The organism is Shewanella sp. CAL98-MNA-CIBAN-0140 (assembly GCF_040309905.1).
In the GTDB taxonomy this organism is placed as follows: domain Bacteria; phylum Pseudomonadota; class Gammaproteobacteria; order Enterobacterales; family Shewanellaceae; genus Shewanella; species Shewanella psychromarinicola.
Window position 1 is genome coordinate 80,231 of the sequence record NZ_JBEOPI010000016.1, and the last position, 23,625, is coordinate 103,855.

At 43.2% G+C, this 23,625-nt stretch carries 16 protein-coding genes and 1 pseudogene; 11 read left to right on the top strand and 6 right to left on the bottom strand.

From position 1 onward, the window contains the following. The first annotated feature begins 124 nt into the window (after nucleotides 1-124). Both gcvP and AAEY93_RS10290 read left to right on the top strand, forming a co-directional pair. Complete coding sequence (gcvP, locus tag AAEY93_RS10285) at nucleotides 125-3,013, top strand: aminomethyl-transferring glycine dehydrogenase (protein ID WP_351076654.1); 2,889 nt, start codon at nucleotides 125-127, stop codon at nucleotides 3,011-3,013. 1,023 nt (nucleotides 3,014-4,036) lie between these two features. Then, the gene (locus tag AAEY93_RS10290) at nucleotides 4,037-6,067 is read left to right on the top strand and encodes a S9 family peptidase (protein WP_124013530.1); all 2,031 of its coding nucleotides are present in this window, start codon (nucleotides 4,037-4,039) and stop codon (nucleotides 6,065-6,067) included. A gap of 46 nt (nucleotides 6,068-6,113) precedes the next feature. Here AAEY93_RS10290 and AAEY93_RS10295 read toward each other — a convergent pair whose 3' ends face one another. From AAEY93_RS10295 to AAEY93_RS10310, 4 genes are all read right to left on the bottom strand, one after another. Continuing rightward, nucleotides 6,114-6,806 carry a transposase gene (locus AAEY93_RS10295; RefSeq protein ID WP_351076658.1) on the bottom strand — a complete coding sequence of 231 codons (693 nt, stop codon included), beginning with the start codon at nucleotides 6,804-6,806 and terminating at the stop codon, nucleotides 6,114-6,116. A gap of 73 nt (nucleotides 6,807-6,879) precedes the next feature. Further along, nucleotides 6,880-7,572 carry a transposase gene (locus AAEY93_RS10300; protein WP_351076661.1) on the bottom strand — a complete coding sequence of 231 codons (693 nt, stop codon included), beginning with the start codon at nucleotides 7,570-7,572 and terminating at the stop codon, nucleotides 6,880-6,882. A gap of 331 nt (nucleotides 7,573-7,903) precedes the next feature. Then, nucleotides 7,904-9,094: a lipase family protein gene (locus AAEY93_RS10305; protein WP_351076664.1), complete on the bottom strand. Its 1,191-nt coding sequence runs from the start codon at nucleotides 9,092-9,094 to the stop codon at nucleotides 7,904-7,906. Nucleotides 9,095-9,111: 17 nt separating this feature from the next. After that, the gene (locus AAEY93_RS10310) at nucleotides 9,112-9,549 is read right to left on the bottom strand and encodes a DUF6795 domain-containing protein (protein WP_351076667.1); all 438 of its coding nucleotides are present in this window, start codon (nucleotides 9,547-9,549) and stop codon (nucleotides 9,112-9,114) included. A gap of 1,196 nt (nucleotides 9,550-10,745) precedes the next feature. Here AAEY93_RS10310 and AAEY93_RS10315 point away from each other — a divergent pair. The 6 genes from AAEY93_RS10315 to AAEY93_RS10340 all read left to right on the top strand — a co-directional run bounded on the left by AAEY93_RS10315 (nucleotide 10,746) and on the right by AAEY93_RS10340 (nucleotide 18,076). Beyond that, a complete protein-coding gene (locus tag AAEY93_RS10315; RefSeq protein ID WP_351076670.1) occupies nucleotides 10,746-11,699 on the top strand; it encodes a DmsE family decaheme c-type cytochrome in 954 nt (317 codons plus the stop codon). A gap of 15 nt (nucleotides 11,700-11,714) precedes the next feature. Beyond that, nucleotides 11,715-13,721 (top strand): MtrB/PioB family decaheme-associated outer membrane protein, encoded by a 2,007-nt coding sequence (locus AAEY93_RS10320; protein ID WP_351076673.1) that lies wholly within the window; start codon nucleotides 11,715-11,717, stop codon nucleotides 13,719-13,721. A 40-nt stretch (nucleotides 13,722-13,761) separates the two neighbouring features. Further along, a complete protein-coding gene (locus AAEY93_RS10325) occupies nucleotides 13,762-16,191 on the top strand; it encodes a DMSO/selenate family reductase complex A subunit (RefSeq protein ID WP_351076676.1) in 2,430 nt (809 codons plus the stop codon). A gap of 12 nt (nucleotides 16,192-16,203) precedes the next feature. After that, entirely contained in the window at nucleotides 16,204-16,839 is a 636-nt protein-coding gene (locus AAEY93_RS10330) for a DMSO/selenate family reductase complex B subunit (RefSeq protein ID WP_351076679.1), read from the top strand. 84 nt (nucleotides 16,840-16,923) lie between these two features. Beyond that, entirely contained in the window at nucleotides 16,924-17,583 is a 660-nt protein-coding gene (locus AAEY93_RS10335; protein ID WP_351076682.1) for a TorD/DmsD family molecular chaperone, read from the top strand. Between the two features lie 46 nt (nucleotides 17,584-17,629). Continuing rightward, complete coding sequence (locus AAEY93_RS10340) at nucleotides 17,630-18,076, top strand: hypothetical protein (RefSeq protein ID WP_351076685.1); 447 nt, start codon at nucleotides 17,630-17,632, stop codon at nucleotides 18,074-18,076. Between the two features lie 270 nt (nucleotides 18,077-18,346). On the opposite strand, the gene AAEY93_RS10345 is transcribed toward AAEY93_RS10340, so the two are convergent. Continuing rightward, a complete protein-coding gene (locus tag AAEY93_RS10345; protein ID WP_351076688.1) occupies nucleotides 18,347-19,540 on the bottom strand; it encodes a serine hydrolase domain-containing protein in 1,194 nt (397 codons plus the stop codon). A gap of 573 nt (nucleotides 19,541-20,113) precedes the next feature. On the opposite strand from AAEY93_RS10345, the gene AAEY93_RS10350 reads away from it, so the two are divergent. From AAEY93_RS10350 to AAEY93_RS10360, 3 genes are all read left to right on the top strand, one after another. Further along, a complete protein-coding gene (locus AAEY93_RS10350) occupies nucleotides 20,114-20,863 on the top strand; it encodes a putative porin (RefSeq protein WP_351076691.1) in 750 nt (249 codons plus the stop codon). A gap of 759 nt (nucleotides 20,864-21,622) precedes the next feature. Further along, nucleotides 21,623-22,285, top strand: coding sequence for a hypothetical protein (locus AAEY93_RS10355; protein WP_351076693.1), 663 nt, complete (start codon nucleotides 21,623-21,625; stop codon nucleotides 22,283-22,285). Between the two features lie 295 nt (nucleotides 22,286-22,580). Further along, the gene (locus AAEY93_RS10360; protein WP_351076696.1) at nucleotides 22,581-23,186 is read left to right on the top strand and encodes a hypothetical protein; all 606 of its coding nucleotides are present in this window, start codon (nucleotides 22,581-22,583) and stop codon (nucleotides 23,184-23,186) included. A 169-nt stretch (nucleotides 23,187-23,355) separates the two neighbouring features. Here AAEY93_RS10360 and AAEY93_RS10365 read toward each other — a convergent pair. Beyond that, a pseudogene (locus tag AAEY93_RS10365) lies at nucleotides 23,356-23,625 on the bottom strand (IS3 family transposase); the annotation flags it as partial.

The window sequence follows — 23,625 nt, forward strand, 5'->3', positions numbered from 1 at the left end:
AAAGCCAATGACGAAGCCGCAACATAATAAACCGTAAACAGGTTATTCACGTATTACCCATTTTCACCCTAATCCAGTTATGTGCCCTACCGCCTCAACTGGTCGATTTGGAACAAGGTTTAATATGACCAAGCAAACCCTGACACAACTAGAACAGCACGAACTTTTCCTGACGCGCCACATCGGCCCAAATGCAGAACAACAACAAGACATGTTGAACTTCATTGGCGCAGAGTCGCTAGACGATCTGACCGCCCAAACGGTCCCAGGCAAAATTCGCTTACCCCAAGAGCTCACCATAGGTGATTCCTGTGGCGAAGCCGAAGGTATTGCCTATATCCGTAACATAGCAGATAAAAATACAGTCTTTAAAAGCTATATCGGTATGGGTTACTACGGCGTGCAAGTGCCTAATGTCATTTTGCGTAATGTGTTTGAAAACCCAGGTTGGTACACGGCTTACACGCCGTACCAGCCAGAAATCGCCCAAGGCCGTTTAGAAGCCACGTTAAACTTCCAGCAAGTGTCAATGGACCTTACCGGTCTTGATCTTGCCTCTGCATCATTATTAGATGAAGCAACCGCAGCAGCAGAAGCCATGGCATTAGCCAAGCGCGTCTCTAAAGCCAAAAAAGCCAACATCTTCTTTGTTGCCGACGACGTATTCCCGCAAACCCTCGACGTAGTCAAAACTCGCGCCGAATGCTTTGGTTTTGACGTGGTCGTTGGCCCAGCAAAAGAGGCAGTAAATTACGAATTATTTGGTGCCTTGTTCCAGTACACCAACCGTATTGGTCAAATCACCGACTACACTGAGTTATTTACTCAGTTACGTGACAAAAAAGTGGTGGTTACCGTTGCCGCCGACATTATGTCGTTATTACTGCTTAAATCACCGGGCGTCATGGGCGCAGATGTGGTGTTTGGTAGCGCGCAACGTTTTGGGGTACCCATGGGATACGGCGGACCTCACGCGGCCTTTTTCGTGGCCCGTGATGAGCACAAACGTTCAATGCCAGGTCGCATTATTGGTGTGTCAAAAGACCGCCGCGGCAACAGCGCATTACGCATGGCCATGCAAACCCGCGAGCAACATATTCGCCGCGAAAAAGCTAACTCAAACATTTGTACGGCGCAAACCTTATTAGCCAACATGGTGTCGTTTTATGCGGTATTCCACGGCCCACATGGCTTAAAAACCATCGCATCACGCATTCACCGTTTTGCCGACATTTTAGCCGCAGGCTTAAGCGCTAAAGGCTTAACCTTAGCGAACACTTCATGGTTCGACACCATCAGTGTTAAAGGTGCCGACGTTGCAGCGATTAACGCCCGTGCATTAGCGGCCAAGTTAAACTTACGCATCGACGCCGACGGCGCATTTGGGGTGAGTTTTGACGAAACCACTACTCGCCAGGATCTGGTGGTATTATTTGATGTGATTTTAGGTGCTGGCCATGGCATAGATGTCGCCACATTAGATGGCGCCATTGTGACCAATGGCAGTCAGTCAATCCCACAAGCATTAGTACGTCAAGACGCGGTATTAACTCATCCAACGTTTAATCGCTACCAAAGCGAAACCGAGATGATGCGTTATATCAAGCGTCTGGAAAACAAAGATTTAGCCCTAAACCACTCCATGATCTCGTTAGGTTCATGCACCATGAAGCTCAACGCCGCAGTGGAAATGCTACCGGTAAGCTGGCCAGAATTTGCTAACATGCACCCATTTTGCCCACTTGACCAAGCACAAGGTTACACTCAGTTAATTAATGAGTTGTCTGAGTTTTTAGTCAACATCACCGGTTACGATGCCGTGTGTATTCAACCTAACTCAGGTGCACAAGGCGAATACGCCGGTCTATTAGCGATTAAGAAATACCACGAGTCTCGCGGCGACGCGCACCGTAACATTTGCTTAATCCCGCAATCGGCCCACGGCACCAACCCAGCATCGGCACAACTTGCTGGTATGAAGGTGGTTGTTACTGCGTGCGACAAGCAAGGTAACGTTGATTTAGATGATTTACGCACTAAAGCGGTCGAGCTTGCCGACAACTTATCGTGCATTATGATCACATACCCATCGACCCACGGCGTGTACGAAGAATCAATCCGCGAAGTGTGCGACATCGTCCATCAATATGGCGGTCAAGTGTATTTGGACGGCGCCAACATGAACGCCCAGGTTGGCTTAACCTCACCTGGCTTTATCGGCGCAGACGTATCGCATTTAAACCTACACAAAACCTTTGCTATCCCGCACGGCGGCGGGGGGCCTGGTATGGGCCCAATCGGGGTTAAAGCGCACCTTGCGCCATTTGTAGCAGGCCACGTAGTGGTTAAGCCTGGCCGCGAAAGCGACCACAACGGCGCAGTATCTGCTGCACCTTATGGCAGCGCTAGCATCCTGCCAATCAGCTGGATGTACATTAAACTGTTAGGCACTAAGGGCGTTAAGCAATCAACCCAAACGGCGCTATTAAACGCTAACTACATCATGAAAAAGCTGTCAGCACATTACCCTGTGTTGTTCACCGGCCGTAACGAGCGGGTTGCCCACGAATGTATTATCGACTTACGTCCATTGAAAGAAATCTCTGGCGTAACCGAAATGGATATCGCTAAGCGTCTTAACGATTATGGTTTCCACTCACCCACCATGAGTTTCCCTGTGGCGGGCACCTTGATGATTGAACCAACTGAATCTGAGTCTAAGGTTGAGTTAGACCGTTTCGTTGAAGCGATGATTTCTATTCGCGGCGAAATCGCCAAAGTAGCAGCGGGCGAGTGGCCAGTAGACAACAACCCACTGCACAATGCACCTCACACCCTAGCAGATATTATGGACATCGAATTTGATTCACGTCCATACAGCCGCGAAGTAGCCGTGTTCCCAACGGCTGCGGTTAAGGCGAATAAGTTTTGGCCAACGGTTAATCGTATTGATGATGTTTATGGGGATCGCAACCTCATGTGCTCGTGTGTCCCAATTTCAGACTACGAATAAATGATAATGACTACTTGGCCTCGATAATACGGCGTCAGCCGACACTTTTCTCTTCTCATTGACACCAGTCAACTCCGAGGAGAAAAGCATCGGCTTCCTTGTCTTCTCATCGGCAGTAACGCCATTATCGTGGTAGTAGACTTCATTTAGCATTTTGAGTAAAAACATTAAAAAAGCGAACCGATTGGTTCGCTTTTTTGTTAGCTCCTTGGTCTCGATAATACGGCGTTAACCGAGAGTTTTCGCATAGCTCGAAATAAGGAGTTTGACACCAGTCAACTCCGCGGCGAAAACCTCAAACTTCATTGCCTTATCATCGCCAGCGACGCAATTATGGTGGTAGTGGGCTTCATTGAAATCTTCTGAGTAAGAGCATTAAAAAAGCGAACCTTTGGGTTCGTTTTTTATTGGTTGTTTAGTCTAGCTATTACGGAATTGAACCTCGGCTCCAGAAAGCTCATCACAAAGAGTTTGACACCAGTCAACTCCGCGCTAGAGCCTTCGGTTCGCCAGCGACGCAATTATGGTGGTAGTGGGCTTCATTTGAAGTTTTAGAATTTAAAAGCGACCGAAAGGTCGCTTTTTTGTCTTCGATACTCAGGAATGTTTATATTGACGTCATTCCGGCAATGCTTTTGAGCCGGAATCCAAGTGTTTGCTTATGCTTTTTTGCACCTATGGCCTGCAGCACTAAAAGCGTGGCCAATTTTACCTGACCACTACAGTTTGCATGTTTGGGATCCCTCACGCTCTGTCTCCCACTTATTAACTCCACTTATTTACCCCATTTATTACTTATTCGCGTCTTTATTACCGGTTTTATTATTCAAAACAATTAATTTGTAAACAGCTGCTACAGTCCGTTGTTATTCGTATCTTTTAACGGGCTTTGCTCGCTATACTGGGGCGGCAGTATGTGCTGGTTTTTGAATGGGAACGAACGGTTGTTACCCAGCCAAACGCTGTTGCATATCAACTCATAAAAATGACTACGAACTCATTCTGAATGAAGGAGAAGCTCTCGTGAAAAAAGTAGGGATTCTAATACTGTGTTTGTTGATGCCAATGACATCAGCTTTTGCAGAGCAAACCAAAACATTATCGGCAGAGGTGCTTTGGCAACTCAAGCGTATCGGTAGTCCGATTGTTTCACCCCAAGGTGATCATATTATTGCTGCCGTCACTGAGTACGACATACCAGAAGATAAAGGCACGACTCAGCTATGGTCGTTTGCAAAAGATGGCTCAGGCCAGCGTGCACTTACTGCAAAAGGCTTACGCGCTAGTGAGCCTGTGTTTTCTCCAGACGGAAAAACCTTAGCTTTTGTTAGTAAACGCGACAAAGATGAAGCAGGGCAAATCTACTTACTACCAATGAATGGACCGGGCGAAGCGCAACGCTTAACTGAGGTTCCCGGTGGCGTGCATGGTATTAAGTGGGTTGGTGAGCACATTTACTTCATTAGCCGTATTTTTCCAGGCAAAGACTGGGAACAAATGACCGAGCAGCTCAAAGCTGATAAAGACGATAAGGTCTCCGCCCACCAGTGGAACGCACTGCCTTATTCACATTTTGACCATTGGATTGATGAAGAAAGAGAGGCACATGTTTTTCGTATTTCAGCCAAAGGTGGAGACGTTGAAGCCGTCACCCAACCACTGAAAAAGCAATTGCCACGTTCTTCACAAAACGCTGGCAGCTACGATATCGACCCAAGCGAACGTTGGATTGCTTTTAACTCAAACGGCTCCGCTAACCAAGTTGACCCTAAAATTGATGTATTTCTTGCTAAAATCGGTAGCGGAAAATATGAAAATTTAACTCCGAACAATCAAGCACCTGATAGTGAACCTAAATTTAGTCCCGATGGTAAAACACTTGCATTCACCCGCCAATTAATTCATGGCTTCTACGGTGACACTTCGAGCTTGGTGTTGTTCGATATGGACAAACGTAGCGAACGTGTAGTGACCAAAGATTGGGACCGATCTGTTTCTAAATATCTCTGGACGCCAGATAGTAAGGGGTTTTATGCATCAATAGCCGATGCAGCCACAAACCGCATTTACTACATCAATGCTAAAAATGGCCAAGTTAGACAAGTCACCAATAATACCGATTTTGGCAAACCCTCTATCGCCAAAGACGGTACTTTGGTTGCCGCCAATCAAAGTTTTTTACATCCCGCACGCGTGGTGAAGATTGACTCCAGCAATGGAAAAATAACGCGTTTAGATAGCTTTAACGATGATGTATTGGCCAATGTGGACATGGGTACTTATGAGTCGGTGACTTATAAAGGTTATAACGGAGATGATATCCAGATGTGGGTGCACTACCCGCCGGGGTTTGATAAAACCAAAAAATACCCACTGATGATGTTGATCCACGGTGGTCCTCACGGTGCGATTTCAGACAGCTTCCATTACCGTTGGAATGCGCAAACGTTCTCTTCTTGGGGTTACGTGACCGCTTGGCCTAATTTCCACGGCTCAGGCAGCTTCGGCCAGAAATTTACTGACAGTATTAACCCTGACTGGAAGAACAAGTCGCTCGAGGATATCTACAAAGCAACAGATTGGTTTAAGAGCAAAGACTGGATTGATAGCGAACGTTTAGTCGCTGGTGGTGGTAGTTATGGGGGTTACTTAAGCTCAATTATTTTGGGGCAAAAAGATAACCCGTTCAATGCACTGTTTATCCACGCAGCGGTGTATAACATGTACTCACAAATGGCGGGGGATTTCGCGGTACACAGTACGCGTTTTGGTAGTTTTTGGGAAAAACCTGAAATTTATAAATCTATATCACCTCACTATGGCGCAGCCAATTTTGATACGCCAACCTTGGTTATCCACGGTCAGTTAGACCAACGAGTGCCCGTAGGACAAGGGTTTGAGTTATTCCGTACATTGCAAACCAAAGGTATTGAGTCGCGAATGATTTACTTCCCTGATGAGAATCACTGGGTGCTGAAGCCAAATAACTCGATTTATTGGTACGGCCAAGTGAAGGACTGGATGACTCGTTTTGCAGAGCCCGGTGGTAAGTAAAACCGTTCGCACTTAACATCGCGGATAAGTGGGGTCAGAGTAAACTTTATTCTATCACCTTAAAAGGGCGTCCCATTTTCTTTGGATGCATGCTTTTCCCCGTTAGTTTTTCTATTTGGTCTTTAAATGTGTCGCTGCCGATTACCATGCCTTTATTGGTTGCTTGACGAATATCGTTAATCATTTTTGCATCTAATTGATGTTGAAATAGGGCTCGGTAAGATGATTGCCTTGCTTGAGAGTCGTTGCTTATTGAAAGGTAAACTTGATGTGGAGTACAAAGCTGAGAGGCCTTACCTAGGGCGTTGATTTGATAGCTTGACCAGACATATTCGGCAGGGTCATTAACCATATTCGCTCTTACTGGGTTGAGTTCAATATAACGATATAGTTGGATTAAGTATTCTTCGGTTTGCACTAAACAAGATTTGAAACGACCTTCCCAAAGTGTTCCGGTACGTTTGTATGTGTAATTAAAATATCTGACATATTGTCTACCAAGTGATTGCATCATAAGGCTAACAGCATTGGCTTTTTGAGGAGTACAAAGCAAATGAACATGATTTGTCATAAATACCCACGCGTGAATTTCAACATGAAATTTACGTGAATACTCTTTTAGCCATCCAGCATAGGTTTTAAAGTCTTGTTCAGACGTGAAGCAAACGTGGCGATTATTACCTCGTTGAATAACGTGTTGAGGAATACCGATGGGGCAAATTCTTGGGGATCTCGGCATGGATAAGTGTGGATAAGTGGGGTCTGGATAAGTGGGGTCAGAGTAAACTTTATTAGTGGGGTCAGAGTAAACTTTATTCTATCACCTTAAAAGGGCGTCCCATTTTCTTTGGATGCATGCTTTTCCCCGTTAGTTTTTCTATTTGGTCTTTAAATGTGTCGCTGCCGATTACCATGCCTTTATTGGTTGCTTGACGAATATCGTTAATCATTTTTGCATCTAATTGATGTTGAAATAGGGCTCGGTAAGATGATTGCCTTGCTTGAGAGTCGTTGCTTATTGAAAGGTAAACCTGATGTGGAGTACAAAGCTGAGAGGTTTTACCTAGGGCGTTAATTTGATAGCTCGACCATATATATTCGGCAGGGTCATTAACCATATTCGCTCTTACAGGGTTGAGTTCAATATAACGATATAGTTGGATTAAGTACTCTTCAGTTTGCACTAAGCAAGACTTGAAACGACCTTCCCAAAGTGTCCCGGTACGTTTGTATGTGTAATTAAAATACCTCACATATTGTCTACCAAGTGATTGCATCATAAGGCTAACAGCATTCGCTTTTTGAGGAGTACAAAGCAAATGAACATGATTTGTCATAAATACCCACGCGTGAATATCGACATGAAATTTACGTGAGTATTCTTTTAGCCAGCCTGCATAGGCTCTGAAATCTTGTTCAGACGTGAAGCAAACATGGCGATTATTACCTCGCTGAATAACGTGTTGAGGAATACCTATGGGGCAGACTCTAGGTTTTCTAGGCATGTGCAAGATCCATTTGCAAAGTGACTTGAGTTAAAGAGTATAGCTGACAATTTTAAGTTTACTCTGACCCCATTTATACCTCAGACTCTGACCCCATTTATAAAACTGTGCCAGCGCCTACTGCTAACGCAAAAGTAACCATTTTCTTAGTCTTTATGGTATTCAGATGAAGTGGGCATTAATAACTCCAACCAGAATTTTTTCCCTCTGACGGCCTGCAAATATAAATCAATGTAAAACAAAAAAGCGACCTGAAGGTCGCTTTTTTGTTAGCTGATAGATAATTAAGTAAAGCTAAACACCAGTTTCGACATTTGCTACTTATTACAGATTAGTTCAGTGCTTCGCGCGCTAATCGATTAACAACTTGAATCGTTTTTTTAAACACCCAACGAATAAACTCATAGCTTAGAGTTTCGACTTTACGGGTAGCATGACCTGCAAAAACTAACATGTGAGCTAATAGACCATTTAATTGTCCAGTAAATGTCGCATTATGCAAAGTGACATCAGATAACACCATTGCGATTTGGTCATAAAAGTTTAAGCCATTGGCGATACCGCTTTGTATGCGCGAAGCAATACCATGACCTAGTTGGCGTAATAGCGTTAATAGTGCTTCGCTTAAACGGTTCATCCAAAATAAATCGCGACTGACTTGATGGCTTAAACGAACATCTAACGTTACTCTTTTATGGCTATTAAAGCTCATTTTTCGTTGATATGAATTCCAATCGTTGCTTTTCATATCTTGCATATAATACTTAACTTTGTGCTTTATTGGGTTTACAAAACCAGAGTTATCAACTCGATATTCATAACCATTATATGGAGCATGAACGAAGGGCCAGACTGGAACCATAGGGACAGGATCACAGCCCTTGGTGCAGCGGAATATATTTTCCTGCCCCAGAGAATTTGTGTGCTTAAGTGCAAAATCGGCAAACCCAACTTTAGGAGCACCGATACTATATAGTTTAACATTAAGAAGTTTTTGCTTTGCCCAGTCAGCAATCAAAGTCGCTATCGCTCCGCCTAAACTGTGTCCAACACAATGAAGTGTTGCATTTGCTGGAAGCAAATTAATATATGGCGATAGTTCTTTTTTCATTGACTCAAAAACGGAGTTAAAACCTGCATGTACTAAAGCACCGCGTTCAGTAGAACTTGTGGAAGCGCGAGCATCGGTTGATAAATCATTTAAACTGGCAAAATTAGTCCCGCGAACCGCGATGACAATATCATCCTTGTATTGTTCGCTTTTCCCTTGTCCTATTAGGGCGAATCCAGTTTGTTCGCTTTTCCCTTGTCCTATTAGGGCGAATCCAGTTTGTTGATTTTTTGCTTTGGCTACAAAGCCACCAGAGGTGCCCATGACAGGCTTTGAAAACGAATTAAAATTGAAGTGATTTGCTAAATTTTTACTTACATCGAAATCGAATCTCTTTGTTTTTTGTGTTTTTTGCACTGCATATGCGACAGTAGAAAGTTCTACTACCATATTCGGTGATAAGGTTCCCATAATTTCATCCTTAAAATTTAAAGTGAACAAATAGATCTAACAATTAGGGGGTATTCAGGTGCCTCCACATTGACTAATTCAAACACCTCTTCGTCATTGCATATATCAGGATTTAGATTACTTAAGTGTGACTTGCAAACATCAGGACAGGTAATGTTATGTTGATTTGTGGCCCAGATATAAGTTTCGCTATCATTGCCATCCAACGTAAACTCTAAAACCTGCCTAACAACAGGTTCATGTAAAATATTACCTGGTAAGCGTGATTTGATCGCTTTTGCTGTAAAACTAAATTCACCTTCAGCGTTAGTCATACAGTTATCTGAATATTCTTCATCTGCATAGGTGAGGCTACGTTCTATGAGTAGCTCTTTAATGGGGATGCCATTGTTTGTTATTTTTCCTGAAATTTCTGGGCATAATTCAACAGTATGTTTCTTAAGCATTCCTAGCATATTTCTGCTCCTTGCAAATAAGGGTAATGATTATAATCCACGTATTTAATAAGTAAACTATTTGCGGGTAAAGAATAAACAATAGATTTAAAAATCCTTTATTTATATACCCTTAATGATGTTTTTTGGCTTCTAAATAGTTAATTCTGGCGTGTTATGCATGTCAGGTGATTGCTGAAGTTAGTAGAGGTTGAGCAGACGTTTCTCCCGCAGACGGCCTATAAAATTTAAATCAATATAATACAAAAAAGCGACTCTAGAGTCGCTTTTTTGTTGGCTGAAAAATGCAGGTTTAGTGTTAGCGACACAAGTCTCCAGTCGTTAAGTTAATGGCTATATTTATTGTAATGACGATACAGTTTGACGGCAAAATGCGATGGTTTATTGCTTAGAAGTTATCGCATCAAGAAAGCCTAAATCGGCACTTTTTTTTACGATGAAACAGAGACAGTTGAGTCTGTTGGCGTTTCGCGGCCATCCATTTCAGGGTCAGTTTTAACATCTCTGAACCTCTGCATCCTCACAGCTAAAATTTTAACGATTTTTTTCGCTGTAGCACTTGTGTGACAAATGATGTTGCGAGTAACTGAGGCTCTTTTCTCTATTTGCACTTGCACTAGACGGTTTACTCCGCCTAGTTTTATTATCTATTGCAGTTTTATCTTTTCGTTTTTTCCTTTTTATGAGGCATTTGTCAGTTTGTGAAATTATTTATTTATAATGATTATAAGTTTACTTCAGAATTAATTTTAATTAAATTGTGAATTAATGTGAAAAGATATTAAAAGTTATTAACGAGGTTGTGAATAGTTATTAATGGTTATTGGTTTAATAAAAATAGTTATGAATAAAGACGATATGATTTCATAAGTTATATTATGTTTAAATCATTCTCATTTATATAAAGTGCAAATTTAAAATCATAGTAACCAGTAAGAGGTATTGAAAAGATACAATTAAAATCAATGGCTTGTAATTTATATTTGGTAATTTAAATATCAAAAAAATACATCCAACAGGCAAGGCTAAATAAAGATCTCGATCCCGAATAAATCATTTATAAATTAAAAATCACAGATCTAACAATACCTCTAAAGTAATAGCTTCGTATTTTAATTAATTCAAACTACAATTTAAATGCAAACTAATTAACACCAACGTTACCAAATCATATAATAATTAACTGTAAGGCCAAGATGATGAACAAATGTATTATCACTACGTTACTTTGTGGGATATTCGCTTTCGCGTGCTTATCTCTCTCAGTTCAGGCGGCCCCCTGGAACCAACTCACTGGTGAACAACTGGAACAGCAACTGACGGAGAAATTTGCTCAGGGTAAATACTCTAACAAAGGTGCCGACTCCTGCCTGATGTGTCATAAGAAAAATGACAAGGTCATGGCGATATTCGATGGCGTGCACGGTAGCCCGAGCCAACAGGGTTCGCCTATGGCGGGTCTGCAATGCGAAGCCTGCCATGGCCCGTTAGGCAAACATAACAAAGGCGGCAAGGAGCCGATGATCGCCTTTGGCAAAGAGAGCAAGCTGTCCGCTCAGAGTCAGAACAGTGTCTGCCTGGGTTGCCATAACGATCCTAAGCAGATGGCATGGCATAGCAGCAGCCACAATTTAGACGAGGTGGCCTGCAGCGATTGTCATAATATCCACACCGACAACGATCCGGTTATGGACCCGCTCACGGTCAATGACACCTGCACCTCTTGTCACACTCAGCAAAAATCTGCCATGAATAAGCGCTCATCTCACCCGATGAAATGGGATCAAATGACCTGTATCGATTGCCATAACCCACATGGGTCTATGAGTGAAAGTGCGCTGAATCACGCCACAGTGAATGACACTTGTTATAGCTGTCATGGCGAAAAACGTGGCCCCGTTTTATGGGAGCATGCGCCAGTGACAGAAAATTGTGCCAACTGTCATAACCCCCATGGCAGCGTTAACGAAGCCATGCTCACTCAAAGAGCGCCACAACTGTGTCAGCAATGTCATATGGATGATGGTCATGCTAGCCGTGTTGTACAACAAGGCGGAAATGACGCCTTTGGCGGCGGCAAGAGTTGCCTCAATTGCCATAGCCAGATCCATGGCTCCAATCACCCAGCCGGCAGCAAGCTGCAGCGCTAATTAGGAGTAACTCAAATGAGATTCAAATTTAACCTCATCACGTTATCACTTCTCGCTATATCAGGTGCGATAACGGGCTCTGCAATGGCGGCTGACTTTGGCGTGAACAAGGCCAATACCAGTACCGTTAACCAGCAAGTATTTCAGTGTAAGCGTTGCCCTCAAGTTGCAGGTTATAGCGGCAGCATCGGGGTCAATGCCGGCTATATTGACAGTGATGATATTCACTCCGGTAATGCGTTCGGTACCGACAATGACGGGGCTAATGGCAGTGTGGATGCCGACTTAAATTATCGAAACAGTGCAGGCTATAAAGCCAAGTTTCAGGCACACCAATTAGGTTTGGATAACGGCTTCGCTCATCTTGAAGCAGGAAAGTCAGGCCACTATAAACTGGTGGCAGATTATCAGCAGCTGACCCGTTATCAGTCAGGCGATGCACGCAGTCAGTTATGGTACCAAGATGGCGTGCTGACACCGAGTGAGCATACTCAAATTCAGGAGCTCTCGCTGCAGAGGAACAAAGCTGGCTTAGGTTTGAGCTATGGCCAAGACTTTTATCAGGCTTATGTGCGTTATGAGCACGAGCATAAAACCGGTTACCAGAGCAGTAGCATTGTCACTCCGCGTCCAGTTAATTTTGGCCTGCCAGTCGATGCCAACACTGATAATCTCACCGCGGGTTTGTCATTGTCTGGCGATAGCTGGACTACCAACCTGAATTACTTCGTGAGTCAGTATAAAAACGAGGTTGACGCGTTAAGTCTCCCCTATCTGTATGACGTTTTTGCACCCGCGCCTGACAATCAGGCTCATCAACTTAGCTTGTCTGGCCAATATCAATTTAACCGCACCGTTATGAGTGGTCGCCTGGCATCGGGCAAGATGACCCAAGATGATGATTTGATTCAAATGTCGGGTAATCCACTGCAAAACTGGGACGGGGAAGTCGATACCTTAGACGGCAAGCTGTCTGTCACTTCGCTGCTAAGCAACAAACTCAGACTCGGCGGCAGTGTCGATTACGCTAAGCGCGACAATAAGGGATCGGTATGGGAATTTGCTCAATATGAAGTGAACGGGATCACGGGGGCATTTAAACAAAATGTGCCTTTAGACACCGAGCGCCGCGGCCTCAAGCTTAATGCCAGTTACCGCCTAAGCAGTGACTATCGCGTGCAGGCTGGCTATGACCGCAAAGAGATGGAGCGCAGTTATGGTGACCGTGAACAGACCAATGATGACGCCCTATGGGCCAAGCTCAATGTCCGTGCAATGGATAATATCAAGCTTAAGTTCAAGGCCAGCCTCGATAACCGTGGCGGCAGCGAATATCAAACTAGCGAACTGACCTCATCTGAAACGAATCCTTTGCTACGCAAATACTACCTGGCTGATAGAAAGCGCACCGCCTTCGAAGCCAAGTTTAATCACGCCCCAACGTCGTGGCTCAGTGTGGATATGACTGCCCGCTACGCCAAAGATGATTATAACGAGACTCAACTGGGTCTGACCGAATCTGAAGAGTACGGTTATGACATCAATCTTGGGCTGCAGCTGAATGCACACCTATCTGGCTATGCCTTTGCTGGCCAGCAGTGGATCGATGCTGCTCAAGCTGGCAGTCAGGGTTTCTCAAGCCCTGACTGGTTCGCCGATGTCGAAGATGAGTTTATTAATCTGGGGGCTGGTTTCAACTATAGCGGGCTGCTTGAAGACAGGCTCAGCTTAGGCGGCGACTACTTATTTGCTAACTCTGCCAGCAACACGCTGGTCACCTATGACGTTACCACGCCACAGGGGGATTACACCTCTTTCAACCATAGTCTCAAACTACATGCGAACTACGCATTAAGCGAAGAGATGGCGTTAAAGCTGGCTTACCTGTATGAGCGCTATTACGACACCGATTATGCGCAAATTGATGTCAATACAGTTCCAGGACTGACCACCTTAGGTAGCCTGAACCATAACTATAACGCGCACCAAGTGATGTTGTCGTTTAGCTACCAGCTGCGCTAATGCAAACAGTGCTAATCATAACTGCAATGAGGAAAAGATAATGGAACGCAGAAGTTTCTTAAAAATGAGTGCCGCACTAAGTTGCGTAGCAACGGTTTCAGGCTGTAACTCAAGCTCTAAAGATGTTGAAGTAGTGCCGCCTACGCCACCTGTTGCCGGTGAAAACCTCAACTGGTCGGCTTGTTTGGTTAACTGTGGATCTAACTGTCCGGTACAGGTTTTTTCTACCGATGGGGTGATTACCCGGGTAGAGTCTCAATTTACCACCACAGATAAGTACGGCGACCATGATGTGCGCGCATGCCCACGGGGACGCTCTTTGCGTAAACGTGTTTATGCACCTGATCGTCTGAAATATCCAATGAAGCGTGTTGGTCCTCGTGGTAGCGGACAATTTGAGCGGATTAGCTGGGATGAAGCCCTTGATCTTGTCGCCGAAAAACTGCAAGGCACTATAGACCAGTACGGTAATGAATCGATTCACTTCACCTATAACTCGGGTGCACGTTATCACTTCTCCGGTAAGCAGTGTCTGTACCGCTTAATGAACCTTAAGGGCGGTTATCTTAACGCTTATGGCGATTATAGCTGGTCACAAATTTATGAAGCCGCCGGACAAACATATGGCTCTGCAGGCCCTGGCTGGCAAGGAAGTAGTGTGTCTGAAATGCAAAACTCAGACTTAGTGCTGATGGTTGGTTACAACCCATCCGAAATCCGCATGAGTGGTTCGGGCGAAGCCTATGACTTCTTGGTGCAGAAACAAAAACATAACTTTAAGACTATTTTGATTGACCCTCGTTATACCGACTCTGCGGTAGGTAAAGAAGATCAGTGGCTGGCAATTCGTCCGGGTACCGACGCGGCGCTATTTGAAGCCTTAGCCTATGAATGGATCACCACGAACACCGTTAATCAGGCCTTTCTGGATAAATACTGTGTCGGTTATGACGAGAAAACCATGCCTGAAGGCGTTGGATATGAAGAGAGCTACAAGGCGTATATTCTCGATAACGTGAAAGTTGGCGACTTAACTCCGGGTGTTAATGCTAAAACGCCAGAGTGGGCTGCTGCTATTACCGGTATCGAAGCTCATCTCATTGTCGAATTGGCCCGCGAACTGGCTGCGGCTCGCGCACCTTTCATTCAAATTGCCGCCTCGCTAAACCGTCAGGCTGCTGGTGAAAACAACACCCGTGCGGGTTATATGCTACCCATCCTGTTAGGTCAATTGGGTTTGCCGGGCACTAACTGTGGTGGTTTGTGTAAGGGCTCTTCTCTACACGCGCCATCAATGCCTACTGGCTCAAACCCAGTGAAGAAAGCGATATCATTCTTTACCTTCACGCAGGCCATCGAAGATGGCAAAAACATGACCGTTCTGTCCGATGGAGTACAAGGTGTCGACCTTGATGAAGCGGGTGACGGTAAGCTGGATACTGATATTAAGGCGATCATCAACTACGGTGGCAATGCCTTAATTAACCAACACTCTGACGTGCGTAAAACAGAGAAGCTACTCCAGGATGAAACTAAATGTGAATTTATCCTAGTGGTCGATAACTGGATGACACCCAGTGCCAAGTTTGCCGATGTTTTATTGCCAGACGTGTCATGGCTTGAATCAGAAGACTTAGTTAACCAAAGTTACGCCGCAGGTGATACCGCCTCTTTGGTACAGATGAGCAGCAGTGTCGACCCTATGTTCGAGAGCCGTCCTATCTATGAGGTTTGTGTCGACTTAGCAAGACGTATGGGGGTTGAAGCCGAGTTTACCGAAGGTAAGAGTCGCAAAGATTGGCTGGATCAATTCTATGCTGAATCTAAAGAGGCTACCCCAGAATTACCAGCAAAAGAGGTGATGCTCACACAGGGTATTTATCGCAAATATCTGCCACATGGTGGTTATATCGTACTGGAAGATTTCCGTACCGATCCCGATGCCAATCCACTCGGCACACCCTCTGGAAAGATTGAGATCTACTCATCACGCCTAGCGGAAAAAGCGCGTACCTGGAAGCTCAAAGAGGGTGACGTAATATCTGCGCTACCTAAATACGTGCCGACCTGGGAAGGTTATGAAGATACCGAGACCAAGAAGAAGTACCCATTACAACTTACTGGTTATCACACTAAGGGCCGTGCCCACTCTAGTTTTCACAACGTCCCTTGGCTGCGTGAAGCGGTGCAGGATGCTGTGTGGATGAACCCAATCGATGCTAATCAGCGCGGACTCAAAACCGGTGACAAGGTCCATATCTTCAATGATCGCGGCACCATCGAAGTCGAAGTGAAGGTAACACCTCGTATCATGGTCGGCGTAACGGCACTGGGTCAGGGCGCATGGTTCCTACCCGGCGGCGCGGTGGATAAAGGCGGTTGTTTAAACGTGCTGACCACACAACGCACCACACCGATAACGAAAGGCAATCCTCAGCACACTAACCTGGTTGAAATCCGTAAGGTCTGATAGGAGTTAACAATGAGCAATAATATCCAATACGGCTTTCATGTCGACGCAAGTAAATGTACTGGCTGTAAAACCTGTCAGATATCGTGTAAGGATCGTAAAGATCTTCCCGTTGGCATCAATTGGCGCCGGGTGTATGAATATGGTGGGGGACAATGGGCAGAACATGGTGATGGTACTGTAAGCCAAAACGTATTCGCCTATTACCTGTCTATCGCTTGTAACCACTGCTCTGAACCTGTGTGTGTTAAGGCCTGTCCAACTGGCGCAATGCACAAGCGCCGCAAAGATGGTTTAGTCCATGTGGCGGCGGATCTGTGTATCGGCTGTGAAAGCTGCGCAAGAGCTTGCCCATACGATGCACCGCAGATAGATAAAGATCGTAAGGTGATGACCAAGTGTGATGGTTGTTTTGAGCGCTTGGCTGAAGGTAAACAACCTTCATGTGTGGAGTCTTGCCCTATGCGTGCGATCGATTTTGGCCCCATGGACGAACTAAAGGCTAAGTACCCGGGCGCCATCTCGCCCGCGGTTGCCCCGTTGCCACAAAGCAGTATTACTACACCTAACTTACTTATTACACCTAACCGTCATTCTCGCCCAAGTGGTGACACTGATGGAGAAGTGTTGAACTACGCAGAAGTTTAATCCCCCGATTGGTGCCACTCATGTGGAGTGGCACCTCTATTTGCTGTTTATGGCGATACATTTAGTTCAACAAACGAGGTTAGCATGGTATCTCTTAACGAAAATGAACTGCTAGAATATCAAGGCATTGCGCGCATTCTTCACAATGTACTCTTTAATGATCCGACCCCAGAGTTGATCCAAGGATTTATTGAGCATGATGTTGCTCAAAGCTGGCCACCGTTTACCGCATCGGCCAAAGAGTCGAGTGGTCGTGAGTTGCTGGCCAATTATCTCGGCCAATGGACTGAAGATAAACAACAAGCCTTAAAACTGGACTATGCACAACTTTTCTATGGACCGGGCGAGCCCAATGCTGTGCCTTGGGGATCGGTTTACTTGAGCGAGAGGCAACTCCTCAATGACAAGTCGACTATGGCACTAAAAGCCTTTTATCATGAACAAGGGATCAGCTTCGAGCTGGATAGTAATCAACCTGTCGATCATATTGGTCTGTTTTTCGCGGTATTGGATCAAATGTTTACCCAATGGGATCAAACTGAAGATAACGAACCACTAGAACGAAGCTGCATGATCTTGCTGCAGCAACATTTACTTCCTTGGTCGGGTCGCTGCCTGGAGCTTATGACTGAACATGCTAGAACTGATTTTTATCGCGGCATAGCATTGTTGACTCAAGCTTATTTAGAGGGACTAATCAAAAAATTAAACCTAGTTCCAATAACGGCACGCTTATATCGTTAATAGACAGTATCGTTAATAGAAAAGATTTCATAACGGGTGGGTTGATATGACGTTCATTAAAGCGCTGGGCGCGCAGTGGAATAAAGGTAAATTGTCGCAACAGCTTGAGCAGGTTCTGATGTTGGAGCCTGAGATCCAGTCCCTTTTTATCGGGGCTACCACAGTCACCACAGTCGCTAATCTGATCGCAGCCATCGGCTTTCGCGATTCAGAGACTCAAGCGCTGCCGCTCGACCATGAGTTTATGCTCACCATACTGTTTGACTGTTTTCGGCTATTGATGATCAAACAAATTGAGCATGACAACCTGAGTCAAGCCGAACACCTGATCATTCAGCTTACAAAAATTTGGGCAACTAAAGACTTGGGCGACAAGCCAGTTAATGAGTCCCGCCTGACTCAATATCGAGCGCTGCAACAACAGATCCTCAAACTTACCGAACAGCTCGATGAGCTCAATCGGCAGAGGCTGCTGCAAAAGCGCAATATGTGACATTAGCCACTTCAAATTTAACAGGCTAACAAATAGCTAACTTTTTCATCTTACTGCGCATGGTATTCGGGTTGATATCCAGCAATTGAAAAGTGATCACCCGATAAGTAAGCTATCGATAAATGCGCAATTGATAAGTGAGCAATCGAAAAGTGAGCAATCGAAAAGTGAGCTATCGAAAAGTGAGCTATCGATAAGTGAGCTATCGATAAGTGAGCTATCGATAAGTGAGCTATCGATAAGTTGGGGCAGAGTCTGACGGATCCCTCATTACTCCAATGACGCCACAATCTCGCGGAAAAACGCGATTGTTTCTTGTTTTGAATTCAACTCATCAAGAAAGCCCAAATCGGCACTGTTTTTAACTATTACTACATTGTGTTGTTGGTTTACATAAATATATTGTCCGTATACGCCGACACAAAAAAATTCACCTTGCTGTGCTTCTGGCGGTAACCAAATTTGATAGCCATAACCTAATTTACCGACTTGCGGTTGTAGGTAATCTGCTTGCGGTGTGGTGGCGACTTTTATCCAAGCTGCTGACACGATTTGCTTGCCATTAACTGCGCCGTTGTTCAGTAATAAGCGGCCGAAGCGGGCGTAGTCGCGGGTGGTGACATTTAAGCCGCCTAATGCGAATTCAGTCCCTTGGGAGTCGGTAAGCCAATAAGCATCGCTTTCCATGCCGATGGTATTCCAAATGTTTTGCTGTAAAAGCTCGATTAATGATTTACCAGAAACGCGTCTGAGTATCATGCCTATAACGTGGGTGTCCATGCTGACATAATGAAATGCTTTGCCTGGGGCTGACTCATTAACCAGTTCGCTGGTCATGTGATCTAACGAGCCGCCAATGGCCAGTACACGACCCATTTTGTTAATGTCAGAATAAAAATCTTGATAGTCTTCGTCCCATTTAACCCCAGATGACATTTGTAATACGTGTTTTACTTTGACCTTGGCATAACCAGAATTGGCAAGCTCTGGCAGATAAAAGTCGACTGTTTTTTCAATATCTATGTTGCCAGCATCCACTTGCATACCGAACAATATCGATACAAATGATTTGGCCATTGACCACGAGATGCGTTTGTCATCACTTTTGGTACCTAGAAAATATTGCTCGTAGGTTATTTTGTCGTCTTTAAGCACCAGTAATGCGGTTGTGGCTCTGCGTGTGAGAAACGCTTCGGTATTGGTTGAGCTGTTTCGATAGTTAAACGATTCAGGCAAAGGCGCTAAGGCGACGTCGAACACATAAGGCTCGCCTTGTTTAACGATTTTTTTGTTAAAAAAGACATCTTTCATATTGGAAAAATTATCTACCACTAGGGCTTCATCAAATAAGGTTACTACGCTGTATAAGCGATTAACGCTTTGCCAATTAAACGCAACAAGGATGATAAAAATAACAAAAAGGCTTAATAAGCCACCTTTGATGAACTTAAATAAAGTCGACATTGACGTTTCCAGATAGATAAAATGGATGTAATGACAATAACCTATAGTTATCATCGACATAAATCAACTGCTTAACAAACCTGTCATTGTCGTCCTTGAACGTGTTTGAACTATGCAATCGGTCGCCATTCTACAGCCATAAATCTGCATAAATAATTTACTCCAGTTGCGTGTAAATGTAAGTGGCAGCGATGTGCTTTTATTTAAACACAGCTGTTTGAATTGATACGCTATCAAGTAGACTGGTTGCAGCGCCTAAAACCTCTGTTCTGTAATAAATTAACGTTTAGTTGACGATGTTGTTACGTTTTTCTCTATTGCTAAAGTAGGTAGTAGCAGTGTTTAATACATTCTGTATGATGTATTTTGTTGAAAAATATCAATAATTTATGGTTTTTTGTTTATTTTAGCGTTTCATTACTTTAGAGTATTCGCCGCTAGGAAAGCGCGTTAGCCCGACGGTAAGGTTAGGCTACATTTGAATTAATGGATAACCCCACTTTTTATGATTTATCCATTCTTTATATCTGCTTGAATCTCCTAGCGTAAAATAATCAAATAAAGGAATGATTGATGAAAAACGTTACTGCATTAGCACTAGTATTAGGTTTTGTGGCTTTACCCGCTATGGCTGCACAAGATGCACCATTTCACCACGAAGCGGGATTAGACTATTCTGCTAATACTGAAGAATTCGGTGATGGTCTATGGGACCTTAACTACCGTTTCTATCTTGACTCTGTATCACAAGAAAAAGGCCCTTATGCATTAAATGGCTTTTTAGCACAATCTACTAATGTGGGTGCTAGCTACTCAATGATAGATGATGATGACGTTGATATTTTCTCTGTCGATGGCACTTACGTTTTTGATTCAAAGTGGTTTGTGGGCGCTAAAATCGAACGTTATGATGCTGGCGTTTTCGATACTGACATTTACCAACTTGATCTTGGTTACTACTTCAACGACAGCTCAAAAGTCGCTGCGTTCTATGTTGATGGTAGCGATATTGATTCAATCTATGGTCTTGAAGCGCGTAGCTTTATTGATCTTAAGAGCACTACTGGTATCGATTTAGGTGCGATGTGGACTCATACTGATGATGACGATATCTTTAACGTAAACGCTGACTGGTATGTGACTAAAGCATGGTCTGTGGGTTTAGGTTATGACGATAACGGTTTAGACGATAACTTTACTGCCAAAACAGCTTACTGGTTACGTATGTCAGATTCTTTTTCAGCGACTTTTGAGCTAGCAAAAGTACTTGATTCTGACGTAGACGGTTTGCTTGTTGGTGTGGGTGTTGTTGGCCGTTTCTAAGCTAAAAAATCTCTAATAAAATGTTATCAATAAACGCTTATTGATACAGATCATCTCCCTTAAAAAAAGGAGCCTTAACCAGGCTCCTTTTTTATTTTTTATGCGCTACTAGAACAAGCCCGCTGAGTTAATAATGGATTGTCTAAAACCGCAATACGTTCATCACAACAGTTATCAGCCTCAGCTAAAACATCTTACTCATCCGCTAATTCGTCGAACTCTATGAGAAAATAGATAGCCAATCGGGCATTTACTTAATTTGGAAGTCTATAAAATTTGTTGATACGGCAACTAGTAACCATCTGTATCCACTTGATCTGTGAAACGTGTTAACTTAAAGCTATGACGTGGGTTCGTTGTATCAATTAAACTACGTAAATATGGCCAAATTTTCTAGTTACAGACCTTTCCCTTCTAGTTTTGCTCATTTAGTCTAGAAAGTAATAACTACAGAACCCAGGGCGAGATCGCGAACGTTTTTCGAACAAAAAGGTCATTTAATAAACTTCCTTAGTTCGATAAATCTTCATAGCTAGGATGGTTTCTTGTTCTTTTGCTTTCAGGTCAAACATAGAGTTCAAAAAGTAAGCACTCATGCGGTTGCCCTGCTACAGAACCTACCCAATATAATGTAAAACTTCAATTTAATTAAGTTTAACTACTTACTAATAGGGTATGTGGTTGTTTTAAAAGGATTTGATTTTAAAGTGAAAGTTGGTTATTCTCTGATAAAGGGATTTTAGAACATGGAGCGTTAGAGTGGAACTATTTACAGATCGCAATTACAAGCTTGAAGATGCGGCACATGAACCAGTGATTTATTTAGCTAAGTTAATGAAACTTGAGCAATACTCAACTTATATTCGAAGTCATAGTGACAGAATACTTCCGATATTGATTGGAGTATTACTCTATCGCCAATTAAGTCGACCTGAACAAAATAAAATTTTACCTATGACAAACAGCCTAAAGAATCCTCAGTTTCTTAATTCTATCCAGGCTTTGTTATCTCAAAATATAGCTAATCCTAACTGGAACAAATGGTGCTTATCTAACTCAGAATTAAGAGATTACTTTCAGAGTAATAAAACTGTAAGTGAGTTTATTGGTACCTGGTTCTTCACCGTTGAACCTAAACTAGAGGTGAGCTTTTTAGCTAGTAGTATTTTTTCAGTGGCGGCATTGGGGGCAAGTGGTTTTGCTCTAGAGGCTTCTGGAGGTGCTGTCACTGAATCCATGGTATCGTCGTTATCCAAAAAAACAGGTTTAAATATTACCAAAAGCTCTGTTAGAGCTGTTGGTAGAAGTACAATCATTGTAATGATTCTAGCAAGTACAATGAAAATGCTAAGTGATAGTGATATGAAGTTAGCTAAAAAAGAGCTCTTACGTAGAGGTTTACTGAATGTTGAGGATCTTTAATTGATATTTTGGATAATCGCTTATTTATTTTCTCTATTTTTAGTTTGTGTTCATTCTATTTCTATAATAAAGAAATTAAAATTGGAACTAAAAATTAATTTATTTGATAAATCTATTTTTTGTTTCAGCTTGTGTTTGAATCTTTTTTCTATTTCAGCATTTTCGATAATATCTTTAGATTTTCTGAATATTAGTTCTATATTTAAAGTTGCCATCGTCACCTTGAGTGGAATTCCTCTATTCATGGTAATATTGTTTGCAATGTCGCTTTCAGAAGATCGGTAAAGGACGCGTTGTGCTACATAATATTTTGAAATATAAATTTATTTTTTTTATGGCCTCATTCTTTTCTGCCAATGCATATGCTAGTAACTTATCTACGCTGACTTGCCAGATAACAATGATTGCAGACACTGAAATTATTATTAATCAATCAAAGTACGATGAAGATATTAAGTATGATTTTCAATTTGAACATAAAAACCAGATTATAAGTGCTACGGTTGGTGTGATTAGACCCGAACATAACTCCCTATTGCTAAATAAACCTGCAAAAGAAACCTCCAGATCTGACGTCATGGAAAATGCTCATATCGAATATGGAATAATATGGGAAGAAGAGCTTTTCTACGATGTTAGGTTAATACATGCTCAGAATGGTTCTTGGAACCAAAATGATACCAAATTAACCTTTTGGACGGCAGAATTTCCAAATGTACCCAATAGTCAGGCTTTGGTTGGTTTTTGGTCAATGGCGACCGATGAGGAGTTATTCACTATTACATTACTAATATCACCTTTGACACTAAATTCTGAGCAATACAATCTGTTGCCCACTGCCATAGCAATCGATATCACCAAGCAAATTATTGGTCAATGTCAGATTAAATCACTTACATGATGCAGGTTGATTTTACAGAGCAACCGCATGGGTGTGTATTTTTTGCTCACAATGAATGTTTTCAGTATAGAATCACTTCCAATCATTCTTGAGGTGATAACATTCCGAACAAATGTAGTTTGATAAATACCGGTGTTTTTCAAGGTAGTTGGCACTCTTTACTTAAATTTTAAGCTGCATTTCTTGTTTCTGTTTCAGACTTCTTATCTGGGTTCAGTGTGACTTCACCTACAGCGTCACAATTCCTTATACCGTTTGGCCAGCGTTTAGGATTTCTTGACCTCGCTTCCTCTAGCACTATCTTACGCTTAGATAAAATAGTCCTGTCTTGCATCGCATGACGCTCACTCGGTGACACAAAGTTGAGCTTGCTGTGTTTATGCTTAGTATTGTACCAAGTCACAAATACTTCGACCCATTCTCGTGCTTCGGTGATGCT

What these genes read in the sequence shown, in the direction of transcription:
- gcvP (WP_351076654.1), top strand. Translation starts at nt 125, where the DNA reads ATGACCAAGCAAACCCTGACACAACTAGAACAGCACGAACTTTTCCTG.
- AAEY93_RS10295 (WP_351076658.1), bottom strand. Translation starts at nt 6,806, where the DNA reads ATGCCGAGATCCCCAAGAATTTGCCCCATCGGTATTCCTCAACACGTT.
- AAEY93_RS10300 (WP_351076661.1), bottom strand. Translation starts at nt 7,572, where the DNA reads ATGCCTAGAAAACCTAGAGTCTGCCCCATAGGTATTCCTCAACACGTT.
- AAEY93_RS10305 (WP_351076664.1), bottom strand. Translation starts at nt 9,094, where the DNA reads ATGGGAACCTTATCACCGAATATGGTAGTAGAACTTTCTACTGTCGCA.
- AAEY93_RS10310 (WP_351076667.1), bottom strand. Translation starts at nt 9,549, where the DNA reads ATGCTAGGAATGCTTAAGAAACATACTGTTGAATTATGCCCAGAAATT.
- AAEY93_RS10315 (WP_351076670.1), top strand. Translation starts at nt 10,746, where the DNA reads ATGATGAACAAATGTATTATCACTACGTTACTTTGTGGGATATTCGCT.
- AAEY93_RS10320 (WP_351076673.1), top strand. Translation starts at nt 11,715, where the DNA reads ATGAGATTCAAATTTAACCTCATCACGTTATCACTTCTCGCTATATCA.
- AAEY93_RS10325 (WP_351076676.1), top strand. Translation starts at nt 13,762, where the DNA reads ATGGAACGCAGAAGTTTCTTAAAAATGAGTGCCGCACTAAGTTGCGTA.
- AAEY93_RS10330 (WP_351076679.1), top strand. Translation starts at nt 16,204, where the DNA reads ATGAGCAATAATATCCAATACGGCTTTCATGTCGACGCAAGTAAATGT.
- AAEY93_RS10335 (WP_351076682.1), top strand. Translation starts at nt 16,924, where the DNA reads ATGGTATCTCTTAACGAAAATGAACTGCTAGAATATCAAGGCATTGCG.
- AAEY93_RS10340 (WP_351076685.1), top strand. Translation starts at nt 17,630, where the DNA reads ATGACGTTCATTAAAGCGCTGGGCGCGCAGTGGAATAAAGGTAAATTG.
- AAEY93_RS10345 (WP_351076688.1), bottom strand. Translation starts at nt 19,540, where the DNA reads ATGTCGACTTTATTTAAGTTCATCAAAGGTGGCTTATTAAGCCTTTTT.
- AAEY93_RS10350 (WP_351076691.1), top strand. Translation starts at nt 20,114, where the DNA reads ATGAAAAACGTTACTGCATTAGCACTAGTATTAGGTTTTGTGGCTTTA.